The 21,432-nt window shown below is 42.9% G+C and carries 18 protein-coding genes and 1 riboswitch; of the genes, 9 read left to right on the top strand and 9 right to left on the bottom strand.

The window, feature by feature from the left end:
- Nucleotides 1–42 precede the first annotated feature (42 nt).
- On the bottom strand, nt 43–4,311 hold the full coding sequence (locus AC0VX7_RS12190) for a S8 family serine peptidase (RefSeq protein WP_475424422.1): 4,269 nt from the start codon (nt 4,309–4,311) through the stop codon (nt 43–45).
- Nucleotides 4,312–4,882: 571 nt separating this feature from the next.
- Between AC0VX7_RS12190 and AC0VX7_RS12185 the strand changes: the two genes are divergently transcribed.
- Nucleotides 4,883–5,083, top strand: a complete 201-nt coding sequence (locus AC0VX7_RS12185; RefSeq protein WP_023614374.1) for a cold-shock protein — start codon at nt 4,883–4,885, stop codon at nt 5,081–5,083.
- A 390-nt stretch (nt 5,084–5,473) separates the two neighbouring features.
- Here the strand turns inward: AC0VX7_RS12185 and AC0VX7_RS12180 are convergent, their stop codons facing one another.
- The 4 genes from AC0VX7_RS12180 to AC0VX7_RS12165 all read right to left on the bottom strand — a co-directional run bounded on the left by AC0VX7_RS12180 (nt 5,474) and on the right by AC0VX7_RS12165 (nt 11,125).
- On the bottom strand, nt 5,474–6,877 hold the full coding sequence (locus AC0VX7_RS12180) for a M28 family peptidase (RefSeq protein WP_475424421.1): 1,404 nt from the start codon (nt 6,875–6,877) through the stop codon (nt 5,474–5,476).
- Between the two features lie 189 nt (nt 6,878–7,066).
- Nucleotides 7,067–9,670 carry a bifunctional acetaldehyde-CoA/alcohol dehydrogenase gene (adhE, locus tag AC0VX7_RS12175; RefSeq protein ID WP_475424420.1) on the bottom strand — a complete coding sequence of 868 codons (2,604 nt, stop codon included), beginning with the start codon at nt 9,668–9,670 and terminating at the stop codon, nt 7,067–7,069.
- 107 nt (nt 9,671–9,777) lie between these two features.
- A complete protein-coding gene (locus AC0VX7_RS12170; RefSeq protein ID WP_475424419.1) occupies nt 9,778–10,005 on the bottom strand; it encodes a hypothetical protein in 228 nt (75 codons plus the stop codon).
- Between the two features lie 196 nt (nt 10,006–10,201).
- Entirely contained in the window at nt 10,202–11,125 is a 924-nt protein-coding gene (locus AC0VX7_RS12165; protein ID WP_475428144.1) for an oxidoreductase, read from the bottom strand.
- A gap of 131 nt (nt 11,126–11,256) precedes the next feature.
- On the opposite strand from AC0VX7_RS12165, the gene AC0VX7_RS12160 reads away from it, so the two are divergent.
- The 5 genes from AC0VX7_RS12160 to qoxD all read left to right on the top strand — a co-directional run bounded on the left by AC0VX7_RS12160 (nt 11,257) and on the right by qoxD (nt 15,599).
- Nucleotides 11,257–11,421 (top strand): hypothetical protein, encoded by a 165-nt coding sequence (locus tag AC0VX7_RS12160; RefSeq protein ID WP_475424418.1) that lies wholly within the window; start codon nt 11,257–11,259, stop codon nt 11,419–11,421.
- Nucleotides 11,422–11,708: 287 nt separating this feature from the next.
- A complete protein-coding gene (qoxA, locus tag AC0VX7_RS12155) occupies nt 11,709–12,734 on the top strand; it encodes a cytochrome aa3 quinol oxidase subunit II (RefSeq protein ID WP_475424417.1) in 1,026 nt (341 codons plus the stop codon).
- Nucleotides 12,724–14,703, top strand: coding sequence for a cytochrome aa3 quinol oxidase subunit I (qoxB, locus tag AC0VX7_RS12150; RefSeq protein WP_475424416.1), 1,980 nt, complete (start codon nt 12,724–12,726; stop codon nt 14,701–14,703). Before qoxA ends, qoxB begins: the two co-directional genes overlap by 11 nt.
- Nucleotides 14,693–15,298: a cytochrome aa3 quinol oxidase subunit III gene (qoxC, locus tag AC0VX7_RS12145; RefSeq protein ID WP_041966260.1), complete on the top strand. Its 606-nt coding sequence runs from the start codon at nt 14,693–14,695 to the stop codon at nt 15,296–15,298. The genes qoxB and qoxC overlap by 11 nt, the downstream gene beginning before the upstream one ends.
- 1 nt (nt 15,299) lies before the next feature.
- The gene (qoxD, locus tag AC0VX7_RS12140; protein ID WP_475424415.1) at nt 15,300–15,599 is read left to right on the top strand and encodes a cytochrome aa3 quinol oxidase subunit IV; all 300 of its coding nucleotides are present in this window, start codon (nt 15,300–15,302) and stop codon (nt 15,597–15,599) included.
- A gap of 943 nt (nt 15,600–16,542) precedes the next feature.
- Here qoxD and AC0VX7_RS12135 read toward each other — a convergent pair.
- Complete coding sequence (locus tag AC0VX7_RS12135) at nt 16,543–16,758, bottom strand: hypothetical protein (protein WP_415799016.1); 216 nt, start codon at nt 16,756–16,758, stop codon at nt 16,543–16,545.
- Between the two features lie 164 nt (nt 16,759–16,922).
- Nucleotides 16,923–17,033, top strand: a riboswitch (TPP riboswitch).
- A gap of 79 nt (nt 17,034–17,112) precedes the next feature.
- Here AC0VX7_RS12135 and tenA point away from each other — a divergent pair.
- Complete coding sequence (gene tenA, locus AC0VX7_RS12130) at nt 17,113–17,784, top strand: thiaminase II (protein WP_475424414.1); 672 nt, start codon at nt 17,113–17,115, stop codon at nt 17,782–17,784.
- A gap of 58 nt (nt 17,785–17,842) precedes the next feature.
- Here the strand turns inward: tenA and AC0VX7_RS12125 are convergent, their stop codons facing one another.
- Entirely contained in the window at nt 17,843–18,655 is an 813-nt protein-coding gene (locus tag AC0VX7_RS12125) for a DUF2935 domain-containing protein (RefSeq protein WP_215029880.1), read from the bottom strand.
- Between the two features lie 140 nt (nt 18,656–18,795).
- On the opposite strand from AC0VX7_RS12125, the gene AC0VX7_RS12120 reads away from it, so the two are divergent.
- Nucleotides 18,796–19,275 (top strand): hypothetical protein, encoded by a 480-nt coding sequence (locus AC0VX7_RS12120; RefSeq protein ID WP_475424413.1) that lies wholly within the window; start codon nt 18,796–18,798, stop codon nt 19,273–19,275.
- Between the two features lie 66 nt (nt 19,276–19,341).
- Nucleotides 19,342–19,497: a hypothetical protein gene (locus AC0VX7_RS12115; RefSeq protein ID WP_170029969.1), complete on the top strand. Its 156-nt coding sequence runs from the start codon at nt 19,342–19,344 to the stop codon at nt 19,495–19,497.
- A 356-nt stretch (nt 19,498–19,853) separates the two neighbouring features.
- Here the strand turns inward: AC0VX7_RS12115 and AC0VX7_RS12110 are convergent, their stop codons facing one another.
- The gene (locus AC0VX7_RS12110; RefSeq protein ID WP_475424412.1) at nt 19,854–20,060 is read right to left on the bottom strand and encodes a hypothetical protein; all 207 of its coding nucleotides are present in this window, start codon (nt 20,058–20,060) and stop codon (nt 19,854–19,856) included.
- A gap of 139 nt (nt 20,061–20,199) precedes the next feature.
- Nucleotides 20,200–21,366, bottom strand: coding sequence for a TraB/GumN family protein (locus tag AC0VX7_RS12105; RefSeq protein WP_475424411.1), 1,167 nt, complete (start codon nt 21,364–21,366; stop codon nt 20,200–20,202).
- Between the last annotated feature and the right edge of the window lie 66 nt (nt 21,367–21,432).

Below are 21,432 nucleotides of genomic sequence, written 5' to 3'. Positions count from 1 at the left end.
CAGTGTAGGGCTCCAAATACTTCGTCGTTAAAATCAGCTCGATTAATTCTTTTTCTTTACATTAATGAATAACTTACCATCAGCGGTTTTTCTCGTTTCATTGCCATAAGAATCAACTGCTTTAACTTCAATTACTGCTCCATCTGCTACCATATCCTTCGTAGCGGTGTAGTATCCCACATAATAACCGGGGGACTCCTCACGCATCGGAAGTTCAGTCGCATTGGTAGTTTGCGCGTTGTTTGTTAAAGGCATGTGAAGGACGAATGTCGCATCCAGGTCCTCTTCACTCGTGAACTCAATTTTTACACTTTCACCTTTCTTGAGTGTAACATCCTCTGTCGGTTTCAATTCTGAGATGACAGGAGCCGTGAATTTTACATCGACATTCACAATTTCTTCTGAAGTGTTGCCCGCTTTATCATTGGCAACGACCTTGATTTCATTAACACCCTCATCCAGCATGACTCTCGCTGAATACTTTCCATCCTCTACCTTGGCTGCAGTTCCATTGACTGTTACCGTATCCAGATGATCATCAGCGATCGTTCCCGTTACTGTAACCGTTTCTTTATTAATCTTGCTGCTGTCTGCTGGGGAAGTAATCGTCAACTCCGGTGCATGTGGATCATAAGTGACCGTAACTGCTTCAGATGGGTCTGTAACACCTTGCTCTGTCGAAGCTTTAGCTGTTAAAATGTTTTCGCCTTCTTGGAGTTCGACCTCAACTTCGTAAGAACGATCATCATTGGCGGCAACTGTGGCGATTTCCTCTCCATCATTGTAAATATGGACTGTCGTCGTAGGGGCTGCTTCTCCTTTAACTGTAACAGTACCCTCGTTTGTGAAAGACCCATCAACTGGCGATGAAATCGTTGGTGCTGTCACTTCATAATCTACAACTGCTCGGATCATATAGTTTCCTTCATCCTCTGGTGAAGGTGACCAGCCGCCGCCGACCAGCTGCCAGCTCCTTAAGGCATTTTCACCGTCTTCATCCGTTGCAAGTCCTGGTGAAGCTGTATTGATACCTGCCTGGATATAGACTAGATAGAAATCTCCTTCTACCACGATTCCGTGGCTGCTCAAATCAACATGTGTCCACTCGCCATTCCTTAATGCCGTTGCATCGATCGGACCCGCGAGTTTCTTTCCAGGTGCTCCATCGGTACCAGTAGCATCATATACTTCTACCTTGAAGTCTGTACCGCCTGGAACCGGCCACTCTGTATCCCAGAAACGGAACAAGCCGCCAGTAACCAATGCTTTATCATTGCCATTTTCCAACGACATCTTCACTGCCCAGCCATTACCTGCATCATAGAAGGCTCTCGCATTTTCAGCAGTGCCATCATCGTAGCCAATCTCACCAGGATACCCGATGAATGGTTTGATTTCAAAATTCTGCTCGATGTTCCCTTCAATATTAATTGAAGCTTCCTGACTGTAGTAATGAGGCGCAATTACCTTTAAGGTGTATTCGCCTTCATATGCTGTTAGTGAGTATTGACCATTTTCATCAGTTGAAACTGGGGAGATGTTCGCATCCTCTAGCAAGTAAACAGTTGCCCCTGCAACAGGCTCACCTGTTGCTTTGTTTGTAATGGCTCCAGTTACCGTACCCTTAGGCAATTCTTCAAGGTTAAAGTTGGCGATCGCCTCTCCATCCTGTTCAATGTCTACCGTTTGGGTTTGCGGACGGAAACCATAAGCCTCTGCAATAACTGTAAAAGTACCTGCAGCATGGGTTAATTCATAACTGCCGTTTGCAGGGTTTGTTTTTACAGAACGTCCTGATTCCACCACTGAGACTTGTGCCTGCATAGGCAAAGCCATAGGTGAAGATGTGTTTTCAGCCTGCTTAGCCTCAGGGAGTGCGATGGTGATTTTATTTGCATCCACTGGCTCTTTCAAGCTCGCTTTTGAATCATCTTTTTCAATGCCAAGATTGGCAGTTGCCGGTTCAGGGAGAGGAGTATCCGCCAAGCGGACGTCATCCAGGTACCAGCCATCCCTGACCACGCTGCCATCCGTTGTTACATTGAAGGCAATATAAATTCTTTGGCCAGCATATTCGCTTAAATCTACTTCACCATCAATCCAGCCATTTGATAAATTGTTCACAAGAAGTTTTTGAACCCAATTCACGGCATCAGTCGATACAAAAACATGACCGTAATCATAGTTTCTTTCAAGGTTATACCACTGCTTGAACTGAAGGTAGGTGCTGCCCTCCGGCAAATCGATCGGCGGCATTTGCAGGGACATGTTCGCACGGTTCTGGTACGTGCCTGCAAGTGTCGTTCCATATACTTTTTCACCTGAGAAAGCTGATCCAGGACCTGATGTAGGAGTTCCCCATTCCCAGCTATTGGCATCTCCATATGTGGTCCAACCAGCAGTATCATTTTCAAAATCTTGTTCATATCCAACCGTGATACCCGGCAATACAGTAACACTATGCTCGCTTACTGATTCGTTGCCGCCGAAGTCCACTGCTTTCCATTTGTAGTTGAACGCGCTGCCAGCGATGGCTTCTCCCGGCACGTCTGCACGATATATTCCATTTTTATAGTCGCCGCTAGTGCGAACTGCTGCAACAGATGTCCATGATCCATCCTCTAATTGATATTCAAGTTCTACATTTGTTACACTGATGTTGTCGACAGCTGAAGTCTCTAAGCTTAGTGGCATTCCTGCGAAAACCGTGGCAGGTTGGGAATGCTCCAAGACCGGTGCTTCACTGTCGTCTCCATCTTTTGTTACCTGGCCTTTCAATTTCCCTAGGCCGGATACAACAGATGACACAGCATCGAATACATTCAATAATCCAGCTCCATATCCGTTATTTGGAGATTCTGGGTATGCATTGTCTGTTAATGGCAGTGCGGTTGTCATCAGAATTTCTTCCAATTCATCAACGTTCAAACTTGAATTTGCCTGCAGCAGTAATGCTACAGCCGCTGATACATGCGGCCCGGCCATCGAAGTGCCGTTCCATCCACCTTCATATCCGCCTCCTGGTACAGATGAACGAATATTGACTCCCGGTGCCGAAAGCTCAGGCTTGATTTCTCCATAAGGAGAAGGTCCAAGCAATGAAAAGCTTCCCAGGTTATTGTTGATATCAGTTGCTCCTGTAGCCACTGATTCAGGATAGTTAGCAGGATTAGCTACTGAACCCGGTCCTCCAGGGTTACTGAACGTAGTATTTCCCGCTGAAAATTCCGGGAAAATCTCTGCCGCTCTCCACGCCTGGACCATTGGACGATACCATTCATCCATACCTGGTCCCCCGCCCCATGAATTGTTGACAACATCAGGTGCCAAATCCGGGTTTCCGTTCGGCGCTATAATCCACTCGCCCGCTTCTAGGAGATCAACATCAGTGCCGCCCGAAGCTGTAAATGCTTTAACAGCTATCCATTTTGCTCCCGGCGCGACTCCGATGGCATTGGCACCATCTGGCTCTGCTCCGACCATTGTTCCAGTTACATGTGTTCCGTGCCCATGATCATCATATGGCGCAGATTGACCAGCTACTGCATCAAACCAGTGATTTGCATGAGACGCTTCACCAGTTGCTGAATCATAACCTCGGTATTGATCCCGTAATGCTGGGTGGTTCCACTGTACACCTGTATCAATGGAAGCTACTGTGATGCCGCTGCCGTCAATCCCCAAATCCCATACAGCCGGTGCTCCGACCCGGTCAATATTCCATTCAATCGAATTTGTCTTGGCTGCTGGATCTTGTACAGCAACTGCCGACTTTTCCGGAACAAATAGCTGCCTTGTTTCATTAGGAAGGATTTTATCAACTTCCTGGAAGCTCGCTACTTTTTCCATTACCTCTTTAGTGGCAGTAACGGCAATACCATTAACCACATAATAAGAGTGAACATCTTTAGCGATTCCTTTTTTCTCTTCCTCCCTTAAGTATTCCAGTACATCAAATTGAGTCTGCTGTGCTTTTGCCTTCAACTCGGAAACGATCGTGGAGCGTTTCATTGATTTAGCTTTGGCAGGCGTCGCCTTTTTTAAGCTGGCCTTTTTATCAGCCTCCTTGGCAACAGTATTCGTGTCCACCTGTTCCTTCATTTTAATCAGGAAGGTGACCTTCTCCTGCTCACCGAATTGATCATATAACTTCTTATTTACCTTTTGCTTTGAAGTCTGGATCGCTTCTTTTGCTGAAACACTTACTCCTTTGTTTGCCGCTGCAGTATTCATCTGAGGCTGTAAAAGCATTGGCAATACTAGTGCTGTCGTGAGAAGAACGGATAATAATCTTTTTTTCTTTCGTTTCATCCACTTACCTCCTAAGTGTTTTTTTGAAATAGCTATCCTCCTCCCGTCGCATTTTCTATGTAAAAATAGGTGCTAATTTAAAAATAGACCTCTAAGGCTTGTTTTTGTGTCGAAAAATAGGATTTAAATCTGAATATTCAGTAAATGATTAATAAGTATTTGTTGGGAAAATAGGTAAATAAATCCAAAGAAGTGTATCTTCCAGGAATGAACAGGATATGCGCAAACTAAATGCCCAATTAACTAGTAAAAATAGAAATGTCATTCGGCTGCGAAAGAAAAAAAGGGTAAATACTCCTACTTTTATAAAGCTGTACACCGCTTTTCGTTACTAGAATCCTACTCTCAATCTCTTTCTTAGTAAACGGGGTTTTTATCTAATAGTTAAGCTGGGGCTTATGGAGGATTATAAATGGAAAAATAGTTTTAAGTTGATTTTTCTTCCACATCCTGTTATTCTTAAGAAGAATTATTTTTGTTCGGTGTAAAGGATAGAAATTATTTCGTCTTAATGATCACTTTGGGCAAGGATAGTAACATAATGTGCTAACGCACTGGGAGGTAACAAGAAATGGAACAAGGTACAGTAAAATGGTTTAACGCAGAAAAAGGTTTTGGATTCATCGAGCGCGAAGGTGGAGACGACGTATTCGTACACTTCTCTGCTATCCAATCTGAAGGTTTCAAATCATTAGACGAAGGTCAAAAAGTATCTTTCGACGTTGAGCAAGGCGCTCGCGGACCACAAGCTGCTAACGTATCAAAACTATAATATTAGTTTTGTTTAAAGAAGAAGGTTCCTATGGGACCTTCTTTTTATTTTGTCTCCATAACTCTTCCCTCCAACTTTCTGTTTTTAGGAAAATATCCTTCATTTAAAAAACGATCATCTGACCAAGCGATATTCACATATCCCACTCTGACCTAATAAATGTATTAAAGGGTTGATTTTCTGAGAGGAATCAAACATTTAATTCCCTAAATGCCAAATCGATGAAAAGTATTGCCAGAGTGTTCATTATTGGAAACTCCCAAACTGGTCGGAATTCTCCACTTCATTCAAAAAACTTCTTTTACATGTCTCACTACTCTTAAAAGTGTTAATTAAGAAAACTAAAAAACCAGGTCCACCGATAAAAGGTTGAACCTGGCGATGAAAAATTTATTTAATTTCTTCCTCGTAATATAGGTGCGGTACTTTTTGTTCTTTTCCTCTATTTGCCTTTGGCCCCTGATTCTCTGGACGAACGATATCATAGACAGCCGTACCAACGATCTCCGCCACATCCTGCAGTTTTTCTTTGCTAATTTTGTCAATTGTATCTTCTGGCGTATGGTACCATGGCTCTAGCGGTCTATGGATAAATGAACCTGATGCGATGCCACCTTCATAAAACGATACGTGGTCACTGCTCCCGCCAGGCTGGATCGGAGTTGGTTCTCCATTTAAGCGGGCACTGGAAGCCTGAGCAGTTTGGGAAACAATGTTTTCGTTTCCGTCTGGTGTATTGATGACCAAATCACCCGCATCCCTGCTGCCTACCATATCCATGTTAAAGTATCCCACAAAGCGATTCTTTTCCTCCTCGGAAAGCTGGCTTACATAATAACGTGAGCCGATTAATCCAAGTTCCTCTGCTCCAAAAGTAATAAAGCGCATTTCCATATTCGTCGGCAGATCCTTCATGACACGGGCAAGCTCGAGTGTCATAGCCGTACCTGATGCATCGTCGTTTGCACCTGGGGCTCCCGGAACTGAATCGTGATGGGCACCCAATGCGACGATTCCGTCTTTTGCTTTATTTTTATTCGTAGGTGCTTTCGTGGCAATGACATTGTAGGAAGTTCTCATACCAGCATCTGCACCTTCAATGTTAATCGATCCTGTCAAAGTTTCACCATTGTTCAGTTGGTTCACTAAAGCTTGTCCAACTTCCTGGGAAATGGCCACAGCCGGTACATATGCGTCGTTAGGTGAACCAAATGTTCCGTTCAGGTCCCCTGCTGCATTGTTAAAAATAATGACTCCCGCTGCACCGTTTGCTGCTGCATTCAGGACTTTATCAGCAAATGAAATCGATCCGCGTTGAATCAAAGCGATTTTTCCATTAACATCAACACCGTCAAAATCCCCTGCTTGTCCTAAACCAGCATAGACCAGTTCACCTGTGACATTTCCATCCATCCCATATGTAAAGGATTTTGACTTAATTTCACCTGAATAGCCATCTACTGCCAGCTCGACCGTGTGAGGTGCTGTGTAACCGTAGAAAGTAAATTCCTGAAGCTCTGTTTCATAACCGTATGACTCAAATTGCTCTTTGACATACTGGATCGCATTGTGCTCGGCTTCTGTACCGGCAACACGAGGCGTTCTTGATAGATACTCAATGTTGTTGTACATCTTTTCAACATTGATTTTGTCCAGTACCTTGTTGTCAAATACATTGAATGGCTGAACCTGTTGCGGCGTTTCTGCCGGCTTCGCGTAAATGGCCGGTGCTCCCAAGCTGCTTACTGCCAGACCTGCTGCTAATGCGAATGATAGATAAGGCTTCTTCTTCATAAGTACCTCCCGGATTAGTAAAATAGTTACCCGGGATAAATAATATAATATTCTAAAAATACTAACTAGTTAATTTATTACTATTTTTACTAGGTAAATAGAACAATTTTTAAACCAATCCTTACCGCAGTGGGTCAAGTTACTTATAAAAGAGGATGGAACCTAAAGATTCCATCCTCCTTTTATTTATTAGACTCCTTTAAACGCCAATCGATAGATTTCGGCCAGTTCTGATACTAATGGAAGCTTAGGATTGGCTGTTGTGCACTGGTCTTCGAATGCCCGGTCTGCAAGCTGCTCAACCTTTGCTTCAAATTCGGCTTTATCAACACCGTTTGCTTCGATGCTCATTGGAATATCCATTTCCCTCGCCAGTTTAATGATCGCCTGGACAAGGCTTTCAACACCTTCTTCGGTGGTACGGCACGGCAGTCCGAGTATGCGTGCGATTTCTGCGTAGCGCTGGTCGGCGACGAAACTTTCATATTTAGGGAATGCCGTGAATTTCTTAGGTTTTGTTGCGTTATAACGGATGACATGCGGCATCAAGATGGTATTCGAGCGGCCGTGGGCGATATGAAATTCCGCACCAAGCTTATGCGCCAGACTATGGTTGATTCCAAGGAAAGCATTGGCAAACGCCATACCTGCAATCGTGGACGCATTATGCACCTTCTCGCGCGCCACCTCATCCTGGCCATTTCGATACGCTCTTGGCAGATATTCAAATACAAGCTGAATCGCTTTGATGGCAAGACCATCTGTATAGTCATTTGCCATACAGCTGACATACGCTTCAATCGCATGTGTCAATACGTCCATTCCAGTATCAGCAGTAATATGTTTTGGCACCGTCATCACAAACTGCGGATCAACAATAGCCACGTCTGGAGTCAACTCATAGTCTGCGAGCGGATATTTGATGTTCGCTTTTTTATCAGTAATGACCGAGAAGGATGTCACTTCTGAACCTGTACCAGATGTTGTCGGAATCGCTACAAATTGAGCTTTGCGTCCTAGCTGCGGATATTTGACAATCCGCTTGCGGATATCAAGGAACTTCTGCTTCAAGCCATGGAAGTCTGCATCCGGGTATTCATAGAAAAGCCACATGCCTTTAGCCGCGTCCATTGCCGAGCCTCCGCCCAGGGCAATAATGACATCTGGCTGGAAGCTCGCCATCATTTCTGCTCCCTTCATCACGGTCTCAATTGATGGATCTGGTTCTACATCAGAGAAGATTTCACAGTGTACGTAATCCGGACGCTTTCTTAAATGATAGAGAACTTTGTCAACATATCCTAGCTTCACCATACCAGGATCAGTGACGATGAATGCCTTTGAGATTTTCGGCATTTTCGCAAGATACTGTGTTGAATTCTTTTCAAAGTATATTTTGGCTGGCACCTTAAACCACTGCATATTCACATTCCTTCTCGCGACTTTTTTAACATTGATCAAATTGATCGCACCTACGTTGGTAGACACGGAGTTCCCGCCGTAAGTTCCGCAGCCAAGTGTCAGAGATGGCAGGTAGGCATTATAGATATCTCCAATAGCGCCCTGGGAAGACGGTGCGTTTACAATGACGCGTCCTGCCTTCATTCTTAAGCCGTATGCTTTAATCACTTCATCATTTGTTGAATGGATGACAGCAGAGTGGCCAAGCCCACCGAATTCAAGCATCTCTTCTGCGCGCTTAAATCCTTCCTCTGTTCCATTCACTTTATAGCAAGCTAACACAGGGCTAAGCTTTTCACGGGAAAGTGGATATTGAGCACCCACGCCTTTCAGCTCAGCAACAAGGATTTTAGTCTCCTCAGGTACTGACACACCAGCCATTTCAGCAATTTTATGAGCTGGCATCCCCACTATATCAGCATTAACAGCGCAAGATTGTTCATTGATAACAAGCTTCTCGACTTTCGTTCTTTCTTCCTCGTTCAAAAAGTAGCAGCTATTCGCGATCATTTCTGTTTTTACATCATGGTAAATTTCTTTATCAATGATGACCGCCTGTTCAGAAGCGCAGATCATTCCGTTATCGAATGTTTTTGATAAAATCAGGTCATTGACTGCCCGTTTTACAATTGCAGTTCGTTCAATATAGCAAGGTACATTTCCAGGACCAACACCTAGTGCCGGCTTTCCTGAACTGTAGGCGGATTTTACCATACCGGCACCGCCAGTAGCTAAAATCATTGAAATTTTCGAATGGTTCATTAATGCTTGTGTCGCTTCAAGTGATGGTTTTTCAATCCACTGGATACAATCTTCTGGCGCTCCTGCTTTAACAGCTGCGTCGCGTAGTATTCTCGCCGCCTCACTGCTACATTTTTGCGCAGATGGATGGAAAGCGAATATGATTGGGTTTCTTGTCTTGATCGAGATCAATGCTTTGAACATGGTGGTCGAGGTTGGATTTGTTACCGGTGTTACACCGGCGATCACTCCCACTGGCTCAGCAATCGTGATCATGCCTTCGTGCTCGTTTTCATCAATGATCCCAGCCGTCTTATCATATTTGATATTGTGGTACACATACTCAGTGGCGAACATGTTCTTGATGATCTTATCTTCATAAACGCCACGTTTCGTTTCTTCAACTGCCATTTTTGCGAGAGGCATATGCTGATCAAGTCCTGCCAGCGCCATTTCCTTTACGATTTTATTTACTGCTTCTTGATCCATCTCACGCATTTGTGATAATGCTTTTAACCCTTTATCCAATAGACCATCAACCATTTTCGTAACAGATGATTGTTCCTTTACCACTTTCTCAACTGTCCCCATCTTCAAGACCTCCTAATTGTTTTAAGATAATCTGCTGCATTTATGTAGTTCATATGTTGTTAGTTATAATTTGTGAATGTTTTCACATGATTGCTCAAAAAAATAATTTACTCGCAAACTGGATTTCTAGGTATTTTTTCAAAACTGATGTCTGTTACAAACTTCGTACTTCTTTTCACTATGACCACGAAGTTTACTGTCCAGATGTAGGCTGGTATTTCTTTATCATCTTTATACATCATCGCCTCAAATTCATCACCAATGACTTCCTCGAGCATTTCCTGGCTGTATGTCTCAGTATCGGTTGAGAAGGGTTTAAATTCGCAATACATCATTTTGATCACTCCTTTTCCTTTTCTAATTAAAGATTATCACATAAACAGAATAATAGTTTGTGAAATGTTGAACAATATTTGAACTATTGTTTTTCAACGTTTAAAAGAGTGAAGAACAACGTATTGTAAACGCTTACAAACAATTTATTATTTTAATATATTAATATAGGGAGAAAGAGACTCTAGGAACGAGTCTCTAAAAATCAAAGTATACTCCCGTTAATTCCTCCGATTCGGTCCATAATCTTGTCATTGTTTCTTCATTAAAAACTCCAGGTGCAGGAATCTCAATCGCAGGATATCCTTTTCTGTTCCCCCTCCCGTCCGGACCAATGTATTCACCGCCGGTCAAGCTGTCATCCGCTGCAGCGTAGATGGTTGGAAGAGCACCCATTTCTGCGGGCTGTGAAAAAAATTTCATCAATCCTTTCATATATTTAGGCGTTTCCCCTTTCCCTAAGTTGAATAAATTCGTATTGGAAATTCCAGGGTGGGAGGCGACGCTGATTGTTTCGATTCCATGCTGTTTAAAACGAATGTCAAGTTCCCTAGCAAATAACAGGTTTGCAAGCTTGCTCTGTCCATAAAACTTCATTGCTTTGTATCCTTTTGAGCCGTCCAGATTATCAAAATCTATCGAAGCTCCCCGGTGAGCGATACTGCTTAAAGTGACTACCCGGGATCCAGGGGTCTTTTTCAGAAGCGGCAGCAAGAGGCCTGTCAACGCAAAGTGGCCGAGGTGATTGCTTCCGAATTGAAGCTCGAATCCATCCTTCGTCTTGCCATATGGAGGGATCATGACTCCAGCGTTATTGATCAGTATATCAAGAGAGCTGTATTTTTCTATAAAAGCTGAAGTGAAATTGCGGACACTTGCGAGGTCTGCTAAATCCAGCTTCATTATTTCTACTGATGCTTCATGATTTCCTTGCACAATTGAGTCAACAGCAACCTTGCCCTTTTCCTCATTTCTCACTGCGAGTATGACATGTGCACCCTTTCCTGAGAGTTTCTTTGCCGCCTCATAGCCGATCCCGCTATTGGCTCCAGTGATAATAACTGTCTTGCCTGATAAGTTCTCCTTTAACATAAATACACCCCATTTAGTATGTAAATCGATTTCTCTAATAATATTGGAATATGAATTTTCTCTTCAATTATCTTATCACAATTGGTCTTATTAACCATTGAAATTATATTGAATATAATCCATACTAAACACATAGGAATTATTGGAGGGGTGTTGTTGAAATGAATCTTTCTGTTGAAAAATGCCCACGTTGTAAAGCAGCGCTGGAAGTAAAAGAAAATCCTTCATGCAAGGCGATTGTAATAAAGACTTGTCCGGCTGGCCACTATGAAAAAGAATTTCATCCAGCATTGGAAACATATATAGAAAGAATGAAAGTATCATAATCTTACGAAGCAGGGCCTCAATTTGAGGGCCCTGCTTTTTCGTCAATAGTTTATATTTTTAATTCACTAAGATGACAATTTTTGTTTTCATAATTTGTTCACATTTGTCTTCAAAACCGTAACAATTTCCATGTTAGAATAATTACAAATAAAACAGTGTGATATTTATCACACCTTTTGCCACAACTTACCGTTCATTTAAGGGTTACTTTCGACAAGTTTGTGAACAAATGAACATAAGTTTGTGATAAAATGAACAAGGTTGATATTTGAAAGGAGCTGCAGTGATGAAGAAATCAAAACTATTTTTGGTCTCCCTCACCTCGATCATGGCTGTGCTGTTGCTTAGCGGCTGTGAAAACAATATGGTGGTATTCAATCCAGAGGGGCCAATAGCAAGACAAATTCTTGAGTTAATCAACTTTTCGATTGCTCTGATGTTACTTGTTACAGTGGTTGTGTTCGGGCTATTCGGATTCATCGTCTGGAAGTACCGTGAGCGCAAAGACAATTTGGATTACGAACCACCTGAAGAACACGGCAGCACTGTGCTGGAAATAATTTGGACAGTGATTCCGATTTTGATTATCGTTGCTTTGACGATTCCTACAGTCAAAACAATTTACGCTATAGATGAAATCCCGAAAGGTTATGAGAATAAAGAACCTCTGATCATTAACGTTACATCTGCTGACTGGAAATGGATATTCAGTTATCCGGAGCAAGGAATCGAAACAGTCAACTATGTGAATATTCCTGAAGACCGTCCGATTGACTTCAGACTGACCTCAGCAGGCACGATGCAAAGCTTCTGGATCCCTGCTTTGGCGGGCCAAAAGTACACGATGGCGAAAGCTGAAACCCAGCTTTACCTGGTTGCAGATAATCCAGGGTCATATGTAGGCAAGAACACGAACTTTAACGGCCAGGGTTATGCGGGCATGGAGTTTGAAGTGCTTTCCCAGACACAAAAAGATTTTAATCAATGGATTAAAGATGTAAAGGAAACTGCTCCAAAAATGACTTTGGAGGAATATGAGAAGATGCTTGAGCCTTCCCACCTTGGACGCAAGACATTCTCAAACACACACCTTGAATGGGTTGACCACTCTGATCCACATTCAAAGAACTACACAAATCCAGAAATGTACGATAGAGGACATGGCTGGCCAGGAAAGATCTTTGAGGACAAGGACAATTACAAAAATAAAGATGGAAACAATGAGAGTTCTAATCATGAAAACAATGAAGATATGAACCATAAAGAATCTGAAACTGAAGATTCACACGGGGGTGACCACAGTGGGCATTAAATGGGATGAATTTTTCGTAACAGGTGATCCATTAATATTCGCATCACAAATCGGGATTGCCCTGACATTAGTTGGTGCATTAGCCGGTCTCACCTATTTTAAAAAATGGAATTACCTTTGGAGTGAGTGGTTCACAACGGTTGACCACAAGAAGATCGGGATTATGTATATCCTGCTTGGCGTCGTAATGTTCCTCCGTGGCGGTATTGATGGCTTGATGATGAAAGGCCAGACAGCCGTACCGGAAAATGACTTCCTGAATGCCCAGCACTATAACGAGGTATTCACAACACACGGCGTCATAATGATTTTATTCGTTGCGATGCCGCTTCTGATCGGTCTCATGAACTTTGTGATTCCGCTGCAGATTGGTGCCCGTGACGTTGCCTTCCCTCAGTTGAATGCCCTTAGCTTCTGGCTGACTGTGAGCGGCGCAGCATTGTTCAATATTTCATTCATCATTGGTGGTTCACCTGACGCAGGATGGACATCATACTTCCCTCTTGCCGGGAAAGAATTCAGTCCGGGCATCGGGAATAACTTTTACGCAGTGGCCTTGCAAATAGCAGGTGCTGGTACTTTGATGACGGGTATTAACTTCGTAGTCACAGTGTTAAAAATGAGAACCAAAGGCATGACCTTGATGAAGATGCCGATGTTCACATGGACATCTTTCATCACATCGATCATCATTGTAGCCAGCTTCCCTATTTTCACAGTAGCGCTGGCATTGATGACATTTGACCGCACGTTCGGTACTCACTTCTTTACGATCTCCGGCGGCGGTATGGATATGCTCTGGGCGAACCTGTTCTGGTTATGGGGACATCCTGAAGTGTATATCGTCGTTCTGCCAGCGTTCGGTATGCTGTCAGATATTATCTCGACTTTTGCCCGTAAAACCCTTTACGGTTATAAATCCATGGTCATCTCGATTGTGATGATCTCAGTATTGAGTATGCTCGTTTGGGTTCACCACTTTTTCACAATGGGGAACAGCGCAGGAGTGAATTCATTCTTCTCGATCACGACGATGGCAATCGCCATCCCGACCGGGGTGAAGGTATTCAACTGGCTGTTCACGATGAGAAAAGGCCGAATCAAGTTTACGACAGCCATGCTTTGGGCACTGGCGTTCGTTCCTAACTTTGTCATCGGCGGTGTTACTGGTGTCATGTTGGCGATGGCTGCCGCTGACTATCAGTATCACAACACATTATTCCTGGTGGCACACTTCCACTATGTATTGATTCCGGGTGTTGTGTTCCCGATCTTTGCTGGTCTTTACTTCTGGTGGCCAAAAATGTTCGGCTATATGCTTAATGAGAAAATCGGTAAATGGCACTTCTGGCTGTTCGTTGTTGGGTTCAACGTTACGTTCATGCCAATGTTCTTCCTTGGACTTGACGGTGCGGTCCGCCGCGCGTACACATACTCAGCTGAAACTGGGTTTGGTCCATTGATGATGATTTCTGCTGTTGGTTCAGTGATTCTTGCGGCAGGCTTCGCGGCATTGGTTTACAACATTTACTGGAGCGCTCGCCATGCTGACCGCAATATCGGCAATGACCCATGGGATGCAAGAACGCTTGAGTGGGCAACAGCAACACCAGTACAGCATTATAACTTTGCTTCCCTCCCTGAGGTTACAAAGCTTGATGCATTTTGGCACATGAAAAAGAACAATCAACTTCAGCCACTTTCTGAAGATGAAATTGAAGAAGTCCACTTGCCAAGCAACACATGGATACCAATTTATATGGGTGTTGTATTCGGAATTTCTGGATTCCTGCTTGTTTTCGAATGGACGATTGCTGCCGGAGTTGCCGCTCTAGGTATTCTCGCTGGCCTTGCCTTCCGTTCATTTGACTACGATGAAGGCTTCCATGTCCACAAAGATGAAGTCTTTGAAACAGAAAGTAAATGGAGAAAAGGCGCAAACAAAGGAGTGAAGAACCATGTCAGCTAAAGTCAATGCCGCTTTGCCGCTTGAATACCAGACAGAACAAAACAGGATGAATATCCTTGGCTTCTGGGTCTTCCTCGGAGCTGAAATTGTCCTTTTCGCTACCCTTTTTGGAGTGTATGGAGTCCTCGGTGAGCGTTATGCCGGCGGACCGACACAGAAGGATATCTTCATAGTAAAAGATGTTATGATTCAGACTTTCCTGCTGCTGACAAGCAGTTTCACCATGGGAATCTCGATTTTTGAAATGCGCCGCAGCAATATTAAAGGCATGCTGATGTGGCTCGTATTCACATTATTGCTGGGCGGCGGCTTCCTGTTCATGGAGGTTCGCGAGTTCATCCACTACGTGCACGAAGGTGCGACGATGCAGACCAGTGCGTTCCTATCCAGTTTCTTCGTTCTTCTTGGAACACACGGTTTGCACGTCACCATCGGGATTGGCTGGGCCATCCTGCTAATCATCCAGATCTTGCAGCGAGGATTGACACCTGTTACAGCACGCAAAGCATTCATCTTCGGACTGTACTGGCACTTCCTTGATGTCGTTTGGATTTTCATCTTCACATTCGTTTATTTACAAGGGTTGGTGATGTAATATGGATAAGCATTCAAATAGCTTCCCAATCAGCCATGTCATCGGATTCTTCATGTCACTCGTCCTGACATTCGGCGCAGCATGGATTGCCCTTCAGACCTCGCTTTCAATAAAGGCAGTCATGTGGATCATCGGCACACTGGCAGTAGTCCAAGCCGGAATCCAGCTATACATGTTCATGCACATCAATGAAGGCGACGATAAAGTAACGAATAATATCAATATCATTTACTCAGCATTTATCGCAGTCGTCATTGTCGCAGGATCCATCTGGGTTATGACCTCAGGACACTCGCATTAAAATGAATGAAACCAGGCATCCTCTAGGGGGTGGCCTGGTTTTTTTGTGAGCTCCTTTTGTGTGATTAATGCTGTTTTGGACAACTTTGGCTTGGTGAGCCGAGATTTTGTCCGAACCTGACCCTACTTCGGACAATTTCTGCTTGTACAGTCGAGATTTCGTCCGAACCTAACCCTACTTCGGACAATTTCCGCTTGTACAGTCGAAATTTTGTCCGAACTTAACCCTACTTCAGATAATTTCCACTTGTACGGTCGGGACTTTGTCCGAACCTGACCCTACTTCAGACAATTTCCGCTTGAACGGCCGGGGCTTTGTCCGAACTTGATCCGACTTCGGACAATTTCCGCTTGAACGGCCGGGGTTTTGTCCGAACCTGACCCAACTTCAGATAATTTTCCCCTTGTTCGGTCGGGAATTTGTCCGAACCTGACCCTACTTCAGACAATTTCCCCTTGTTCGGTCGGGATTTTGTCCGAACCTAACCCTACTTCGGACAGATTGCGCTTAATCGGTCGAGATTTTGTCCGAACCTGACCCTACTTCAGACAATTTTCGCTTGTACGGTCGGGGTTTTGTCCGAACCTAACCTTACTTCGGACGGGTTGTGCTTAATCGGTCGAGATTTTGTCCGAACCTGACCCTACTTCAGACAATTTTCGCTTGTACGACCGAGATTTTGTCCGAACCTGACCCTACTTCAGACAATTTCCCCTTGTTCGGTCGGGATTTTGTCCGAACCTGACCCTACTTCAGACAATTTCCGCTTGAACGGCCGGGGTTTTGTCCGAACCTGACTCGACTTCGGACAATTTCCGCTTGATCGCCCTGAAATTTGTCCGAACTTGCCCCGACTTCGGACAAATTACGCTTAATTTACGTTCATTTTGTCCGAAGGTGATCTTGTGTTCAAAAACAGCCCTCGATTGCCTATACAACAGAATTAAATCTTTGCCATCTCGCTTTTACGTCCTTTGATCAATCGTAAACGGGGCAGCTTGCCTTCTTTCCGGAATAAAGAGAACATGGCGAAATTAAATGCCGCAAGGAACAGTGAAAGTACAGCATGCTGGAATCCATGTGATACCAATGCGAGGAATCCGCTTACAAGACAATATAGACCAACAATTAAATAAAAGTACATAAGAAGTTTTCCCACTTCTCATTCCCCCACTTTTTCGTATGTATTTTTTATATTAACAGAATTTAATAAAAAATGTCACATAATGTTCACAATTAGCCCCAAACTTTTTCACAATTTATTAACACTTGACTCTTACATCAGCCTTGCTATTATGATTAAAGATGAATTAAATATCTAAATTTTACCACTAGGGGTGCCTTTGATTTAAAGGCTGAGATTAAAGTGAGACTTTGAGACCCTTGGAACCTGATCTGGTTTACACCAGCGTAGGAAAGTGGACTTTGGGACATTTTTTATTGTGCCAATACAACCACTTTCTTTGAAAGTGGTTTTTTTATTGGGTTAAAAAGGATGAGGAGGAGCTTTTAAATGACAAAATTCACTGAAGTATTAAGACACGAAGCAGAGCCAATATGGCAGGCAAATTTTGACCACCCTTTTATTAAGGGAATCGCTAATGGAAATTTAGCATTGGAGTCCTTTCGCTATTATGTTCTACAGGATTCCTATTATCTTTCCCATTTTGCCAGGATACAGGCAATTGGAGCAGCGAGAGCATCCGATTTGTTCACGACTTCCAGAATGGCAGCACATTCACTGGGGACTTATGAGGCTGAGCTTGGTCTGCACGAAAATTTCCTAAAGCAATTGAGAGTAACAAAACAAGAATTAGATGAGTTCATCCCTTCTCCCACTGCCTATGCTTACACATCACATCTTTATCGGGTTGCTGCTTCTGGAAGCCTCGCTGAAATCATTGCAGCGATTCTGCCGTGCTACTGGATTTATTATGATATTGGACAATTGCTAAAGGACTCCACTCCAAATGTCCAAATATATCAAGAATGGATTAATGCATATGGAGGAGAATGGTTCAGTGAATTGGTAAATGAGCAATTAAGCAGACTAAATGTACTTGCATTGGAAGCGCCAAAATCAGAACAAGAAAAGATGAAACAGCATTTTATCATCAGCAGCCAGTATGAATTCATGTTCTGGGACATGGCCTACAATCAAGAAAAATGGCCTGTTTCACAATAAAGTTGGACATTTAAAAACAACGGGTTTTTGCCCGTTGTTTTAATCCATTATTTTTTTACTAAAAAGACGGCTTAGACAAAGAGCAATTTCCTACTAAAGCCTGCAACCTAGGTTCATAGTAACTTAAATTAGCGAGGAAGTAGCATGTTTCTGGAAAGTGATGCTCTAGGAAGCGGAGGTTGGTCTTATTCAAAATCGTATCTTCTTTGTACTTCTCGACCATATTTTTAATGAACTGATTCATTTCCAGTGTCGTCTTTCCTACTTCATAAATGAATTCCTGCTGGCGGGCAAAGCCTGGCTGTTTTACCCGTAAATAATTTTTCAAATGATGATTTTGGACAATAAATAGCTGGAATCTCCGTTTGAATTCTTGCGCTGCTGTGTTGGCTCCTACTTCAATCGGGTCAAGCAGATTTTCAAAAAGCACCGCGTGACCGAGTTGATCTTCAAGCCAGAGGTCCATAACCTGGGTCGCTGACAACCGTACTGGTTCCTGCCCCTGTACTAGATAGCTCAATATCCGTAAATATTCCTGGTTTTCACTCAGGGTACCGTTTAAATAGGTTGGGGACAGGCTCAGGTTTACTTTGTTATCTATCCTCAATGATTGCAGTGTACCTTCAAAATCATAATAGTTTTTAGCAACCTTCCAAACTTTTCTTGAAAAATCGATCATTTGACCGTCCTGGTGGCCAGCTTGCCGCGGTATTGACTGCAAATTAGCTAAAAGGTCATCATATAAACCGATGAATTGCTGGGCGATTTTTACGTACTCCTTTTCACTCACTGACAAACCATCCCTGACAAAATAGGCGTGATCCTGAAGCATTTCCAGCCAAAATGAATGTTCATCCCAAAGAGAAATCATCTCTTTCCCCCTCCTTTACCTACTTATACTTACTGTTCAAGAGCGAAAGAAATGATGACCTCAGGAAACTTTTAATACTTTTAGCATGATTAGAGATACTAAGAAAAACAATCCCTATTCTCTCCCAAAAGGTGTTGCTAATGAAAAATCTAAAACTTTACATATTTTTAATGGCTGTCCTGCCCTGGCTATCGCTGCCTCTCCTTGGTAGACAAACATTCAGAAAGTTCTTGCCAGGTACGTTATTCATGGCCATTTATTTAATCTTTGAAGGAAGGTTAGCTGAAAAGAGAAAATGGTGGTGGTTTCCCTTTAAAATTAAACCAAACGTATTGGGTGAACTGCCTTTAATCTGGGGTCCGTTTTTTATAGGTTCCTTCTGGATCTTGAAATACACCTATAAAAAATTCAATCTGTATTTGCTGGTCAATATCCTGATTGACTCACTGTTTACTTATTACGGACTGGACATCTTCAAGAAATTTGGCTATGTTTCATTGGTCCGCTTAACCAAATTCCAGTTATCGATTGTGTTTTTATTCAAAACCTTAGTTTTATATGGATTTCAGGTGTTTTATGACAAAGTAATTCGGGGGCAATCAGATAGTACCCATCAATAATTAATTATTAAATGAACATAATAATAAGGCCATTTAGGTAAACCCAAGGAAAGTGAGCTGAATGAAATGGCGAGACAAGGTATGCACAACAGGGATCAAACAAGAGAACAAACAGAGAAACATGATAAAAGGAATGATATTGAGCTTGGCGCCGAGTTCCAGGTCGGGAATTCAAAATCGCAGAGCCAGAAAAAAAGCGGTAAACAAGTGAATAAAAAGTAACAGGAAGACGCCCCATAACCCGGGCGTCTTTTCTTCTTTATTCAGGATTTCTTAACTCCCTGTCCAGAAGGAACATAATACCAAATCTCTTTTTCAAATTTAAGTTTTAGATTAGTATACACGGGGAAGGAACGTAATAAGAATGATATGGGAGGTGCTGAAGGTGAGTTTGTTGTACAGCAAGGCAATGGAAGCTTTTAAAAAGGATGCACAGCGTCAGTCTAAGTTTCAAAAGAAAACAAAAACAAAGGCGAAATAGATATTCCGCCTTACGGTTGTACATTCATCTTCTTGTCATCCTGCTATTGAGGATGATTTTTTTTGCCCATTTCTACTTACTGACTTTAGAAATCCATCTACCTTTTCAAATTCGTATTGCTGTCAATTGCACAGAGGATCAAGCCGATAATTGCCGCAAAAACGAAAGTTGAAAACAGCAGAAAGATTGGGATTTCACCTTGAGGAAAAGAAATGTTGTTATAGTTCGCAAAAAACAGAATTCCTAGTATGTATAGAAAATGAATGAAGATCGAAATCGACATGGCAGGTTTTAAGACGTTCAAAATATCACTCCTGTAAAATCTTTTCCTTTTCTTATTCCATTTTATGTAACATAAATCCTCTTTTTTCGTCAGGTTTCTTCTTTGAATTGCAGACTTTTTATAAAAAAAGAACGAAACCATGTAGATTTCGTTCTAGTCCTTATAAATTCTCGATAAAGACCCTGATGACATCAGCGCCGCCTATGAAAGTTCCAAGTGAACTTCCCAGGTTGGCAAGTACGACGATTAGCAGTACACGACTGACTTTGTTTCGCCAAAATCCTTTAAAACTAAAAACATCTTCAGATAGGCTCTCAAAGTCCTTTACACTTGGCCTGCGGATATAGGCCTGTGTCAAACCGGCAAACCAGCCTGCCGCAAGCAAAGGATTTAAGGAAGTGATCGGTGCCGCTATAAATGCTGTCAAAATGGTCAGTGGATGCCCCATTGCGATCGCAGCTCCCAGGGCGGAAAGGCTTCCGTTCCATAAAATCCAGCTGACTGTTTGGGCAAAACCTGCAGATGGATTAGCTAAAAAAGTATAGACGATAATAGCCAGAATCAATACAGGTATGCTCCAGCCAATGATTTTTGGCCAATTGGATTTCGGCGGAATCGCTCTTAATTTTTTCAAATCATGATCTTTTTTGATCTCTTCTTTTATTCCCGGTACGTGTGCAGCCCCCAGGACAGCGACAATTTTTTCTCCAGGTGCTTCCTTGATTTTCTGAGCTAAGTATTGGTCACGCTCGTCAATCAATGGCTTTTTCAACCGTGGGAATGTTTCAGTGAATTCATTCAGCATTGCGTTGATCGTATCTTGTTCCTTCAGCTTTTCCAGTTCTTCCTCCGAGATGCTGTCCCGGCTGAAGATACTCGTTATGATCTGGCTGAGCAAAATGGCCTTTCCTTTCAAGCCAAGATTTCCCCAAATTCTTGAAAAAGTAATCTGGATATTTCGATCTGCAAGCACAAGTTTAGCCCCGACTTCTTTCGCAGATTCAATTCCCTGGATCATTTCCTGGCCTGCTTTGATACCAAGTTCCTTCGCCATTCGATTTTGGAAAGACGAAATAGCGAGATTCATCAGTAATAAAGAAGCCCGCTTTTCTTTGATAACCTGGATGATATCCATCTCCTGCCACTTTGAACCCTCGGAAATTGTCTTGTAGCGCTGCTCGTCCAATTCGACGCAGACAGAATCAGGCCTCTCAGCTTCAATTACTTCCTTTACCTGCTCCGCACTGTGCTTGGAGACATGTGCAGTTCCAATCAATATGTATTCCTTGCCATTCATTTCAATTCTCGTTATATTTTCCTCGCCCATAGATACCTTCCTTTTACTAGACCCATGCAAGCCAACTTTATGTACATAGTTTATGATTCATTTTAC

The organism is Mesobacillus sp. QJM3NY_10 (genome assembly GCF_056173465.1).
This window is presented reverse-complemented; position numbering and strand designations above follow the sequence as displayed.

Excerpts from the sequence above, each read along its gene's own strand:
- AC0VX7_RS12170 (WP_475424419.1), bottom strand. The coding sequence starts at position 10,005 with ATGATGTATTGCGAATTTAAACCCTTCTCAACCGATACTGAGACATAC.
- qoxA (WP_475424417.1), top strand. The coding sequence starts at position 11,709 with ATGAAGAAATCAAAACTATTTTTGGTCTCCCTCACCTCGATCATGGCT.
- AC0VX7_RS12190 (WP_475424422.1), bottom strand. The coding sequence starts at position 4,311 with ATGAAACGAAAGAAAAAAAGATTATTATCCGTTCTTCTCACGACAGCA.
- adhE (WP_475424420.1), bottom strand. The coding sequence starts at position 9,670 with ATGGGGACAGTTGAGAAAGTGGTAAAGGAACAATCATCTGTTACGAAA.
- AC0VX7_RS12125 (WP_215029880.1), bottom strand. The coding sequence starts at position 18,655 with ATGATTTCTCTTTGGGATGAACATTCATTTTGGCTGGAAATGCTTCAG.
- AC0VX7_RS12120 (WP_475424413.1), top strand. The coding sequence starts at position 18,796 with ATGAAAAATCTAAAACTTTACATATTTTTAATGGCTGTCCTGCCCTGG.
- AC0VX7_RS12180 (WP_475424421.1), bottom strand. The coding sequence starts at position 6,877 with ATGAAGAAGAAGCCTTATCTATCATTCGCATTAGCAGCAGGTCTGGCA.
- AC0VX7_RS12160 (WP_475424418.1), top strand. The coding sequence starts at position 11,257 with ATGAATCTTTCTGTTGAAAAATGCCCACGTTGTAAAGCAGCGCTGGAA.
- qoxC (WP_041966260.1), top strand. The coding sequence starts at position 14,693 with ATGTCAGCTAAAGTCAATGCCGCTTTGCCGCTTGAATACCAGACAGAA.
- AC0VX7_RS12105 (WP_475424411.1), bottom strand. The coding sequence starts at position 21,366 with ATGGGCGAGGAAAATATAACGAGAATTGAAATGAATGGCAAGGAATAC.
- tenA (WP_475424414.1), top strand. The coding sequence starts at position 17,113 with ATGACAAAATTCACTGAAGTATTAAGACACGAAGCAGAGCCAATATGG.
- AC0VX7_RS12185 (WP_023614374.1), top strand. The coding sequence starts at position 4,883 with ATGGAACAAGGTACAGTAAAATGGTTTAACGCAGAAAAAGGTTTTGGA.
- AC0VX7_RS12115 (WP_170029969.1), top strand. The coding sequence starts at position 19,342 with ATGGCGAGACAAGGTATGCACAACAGGGATCAAACAAGAGAACAAACA.
- qoxD (WP_475424415.1), top strand. The coding sequence starts at position 15,300 with ATGGATAAGCATTCAAATAGCTTCCCAATCAGCCATGTCATCGGATTC.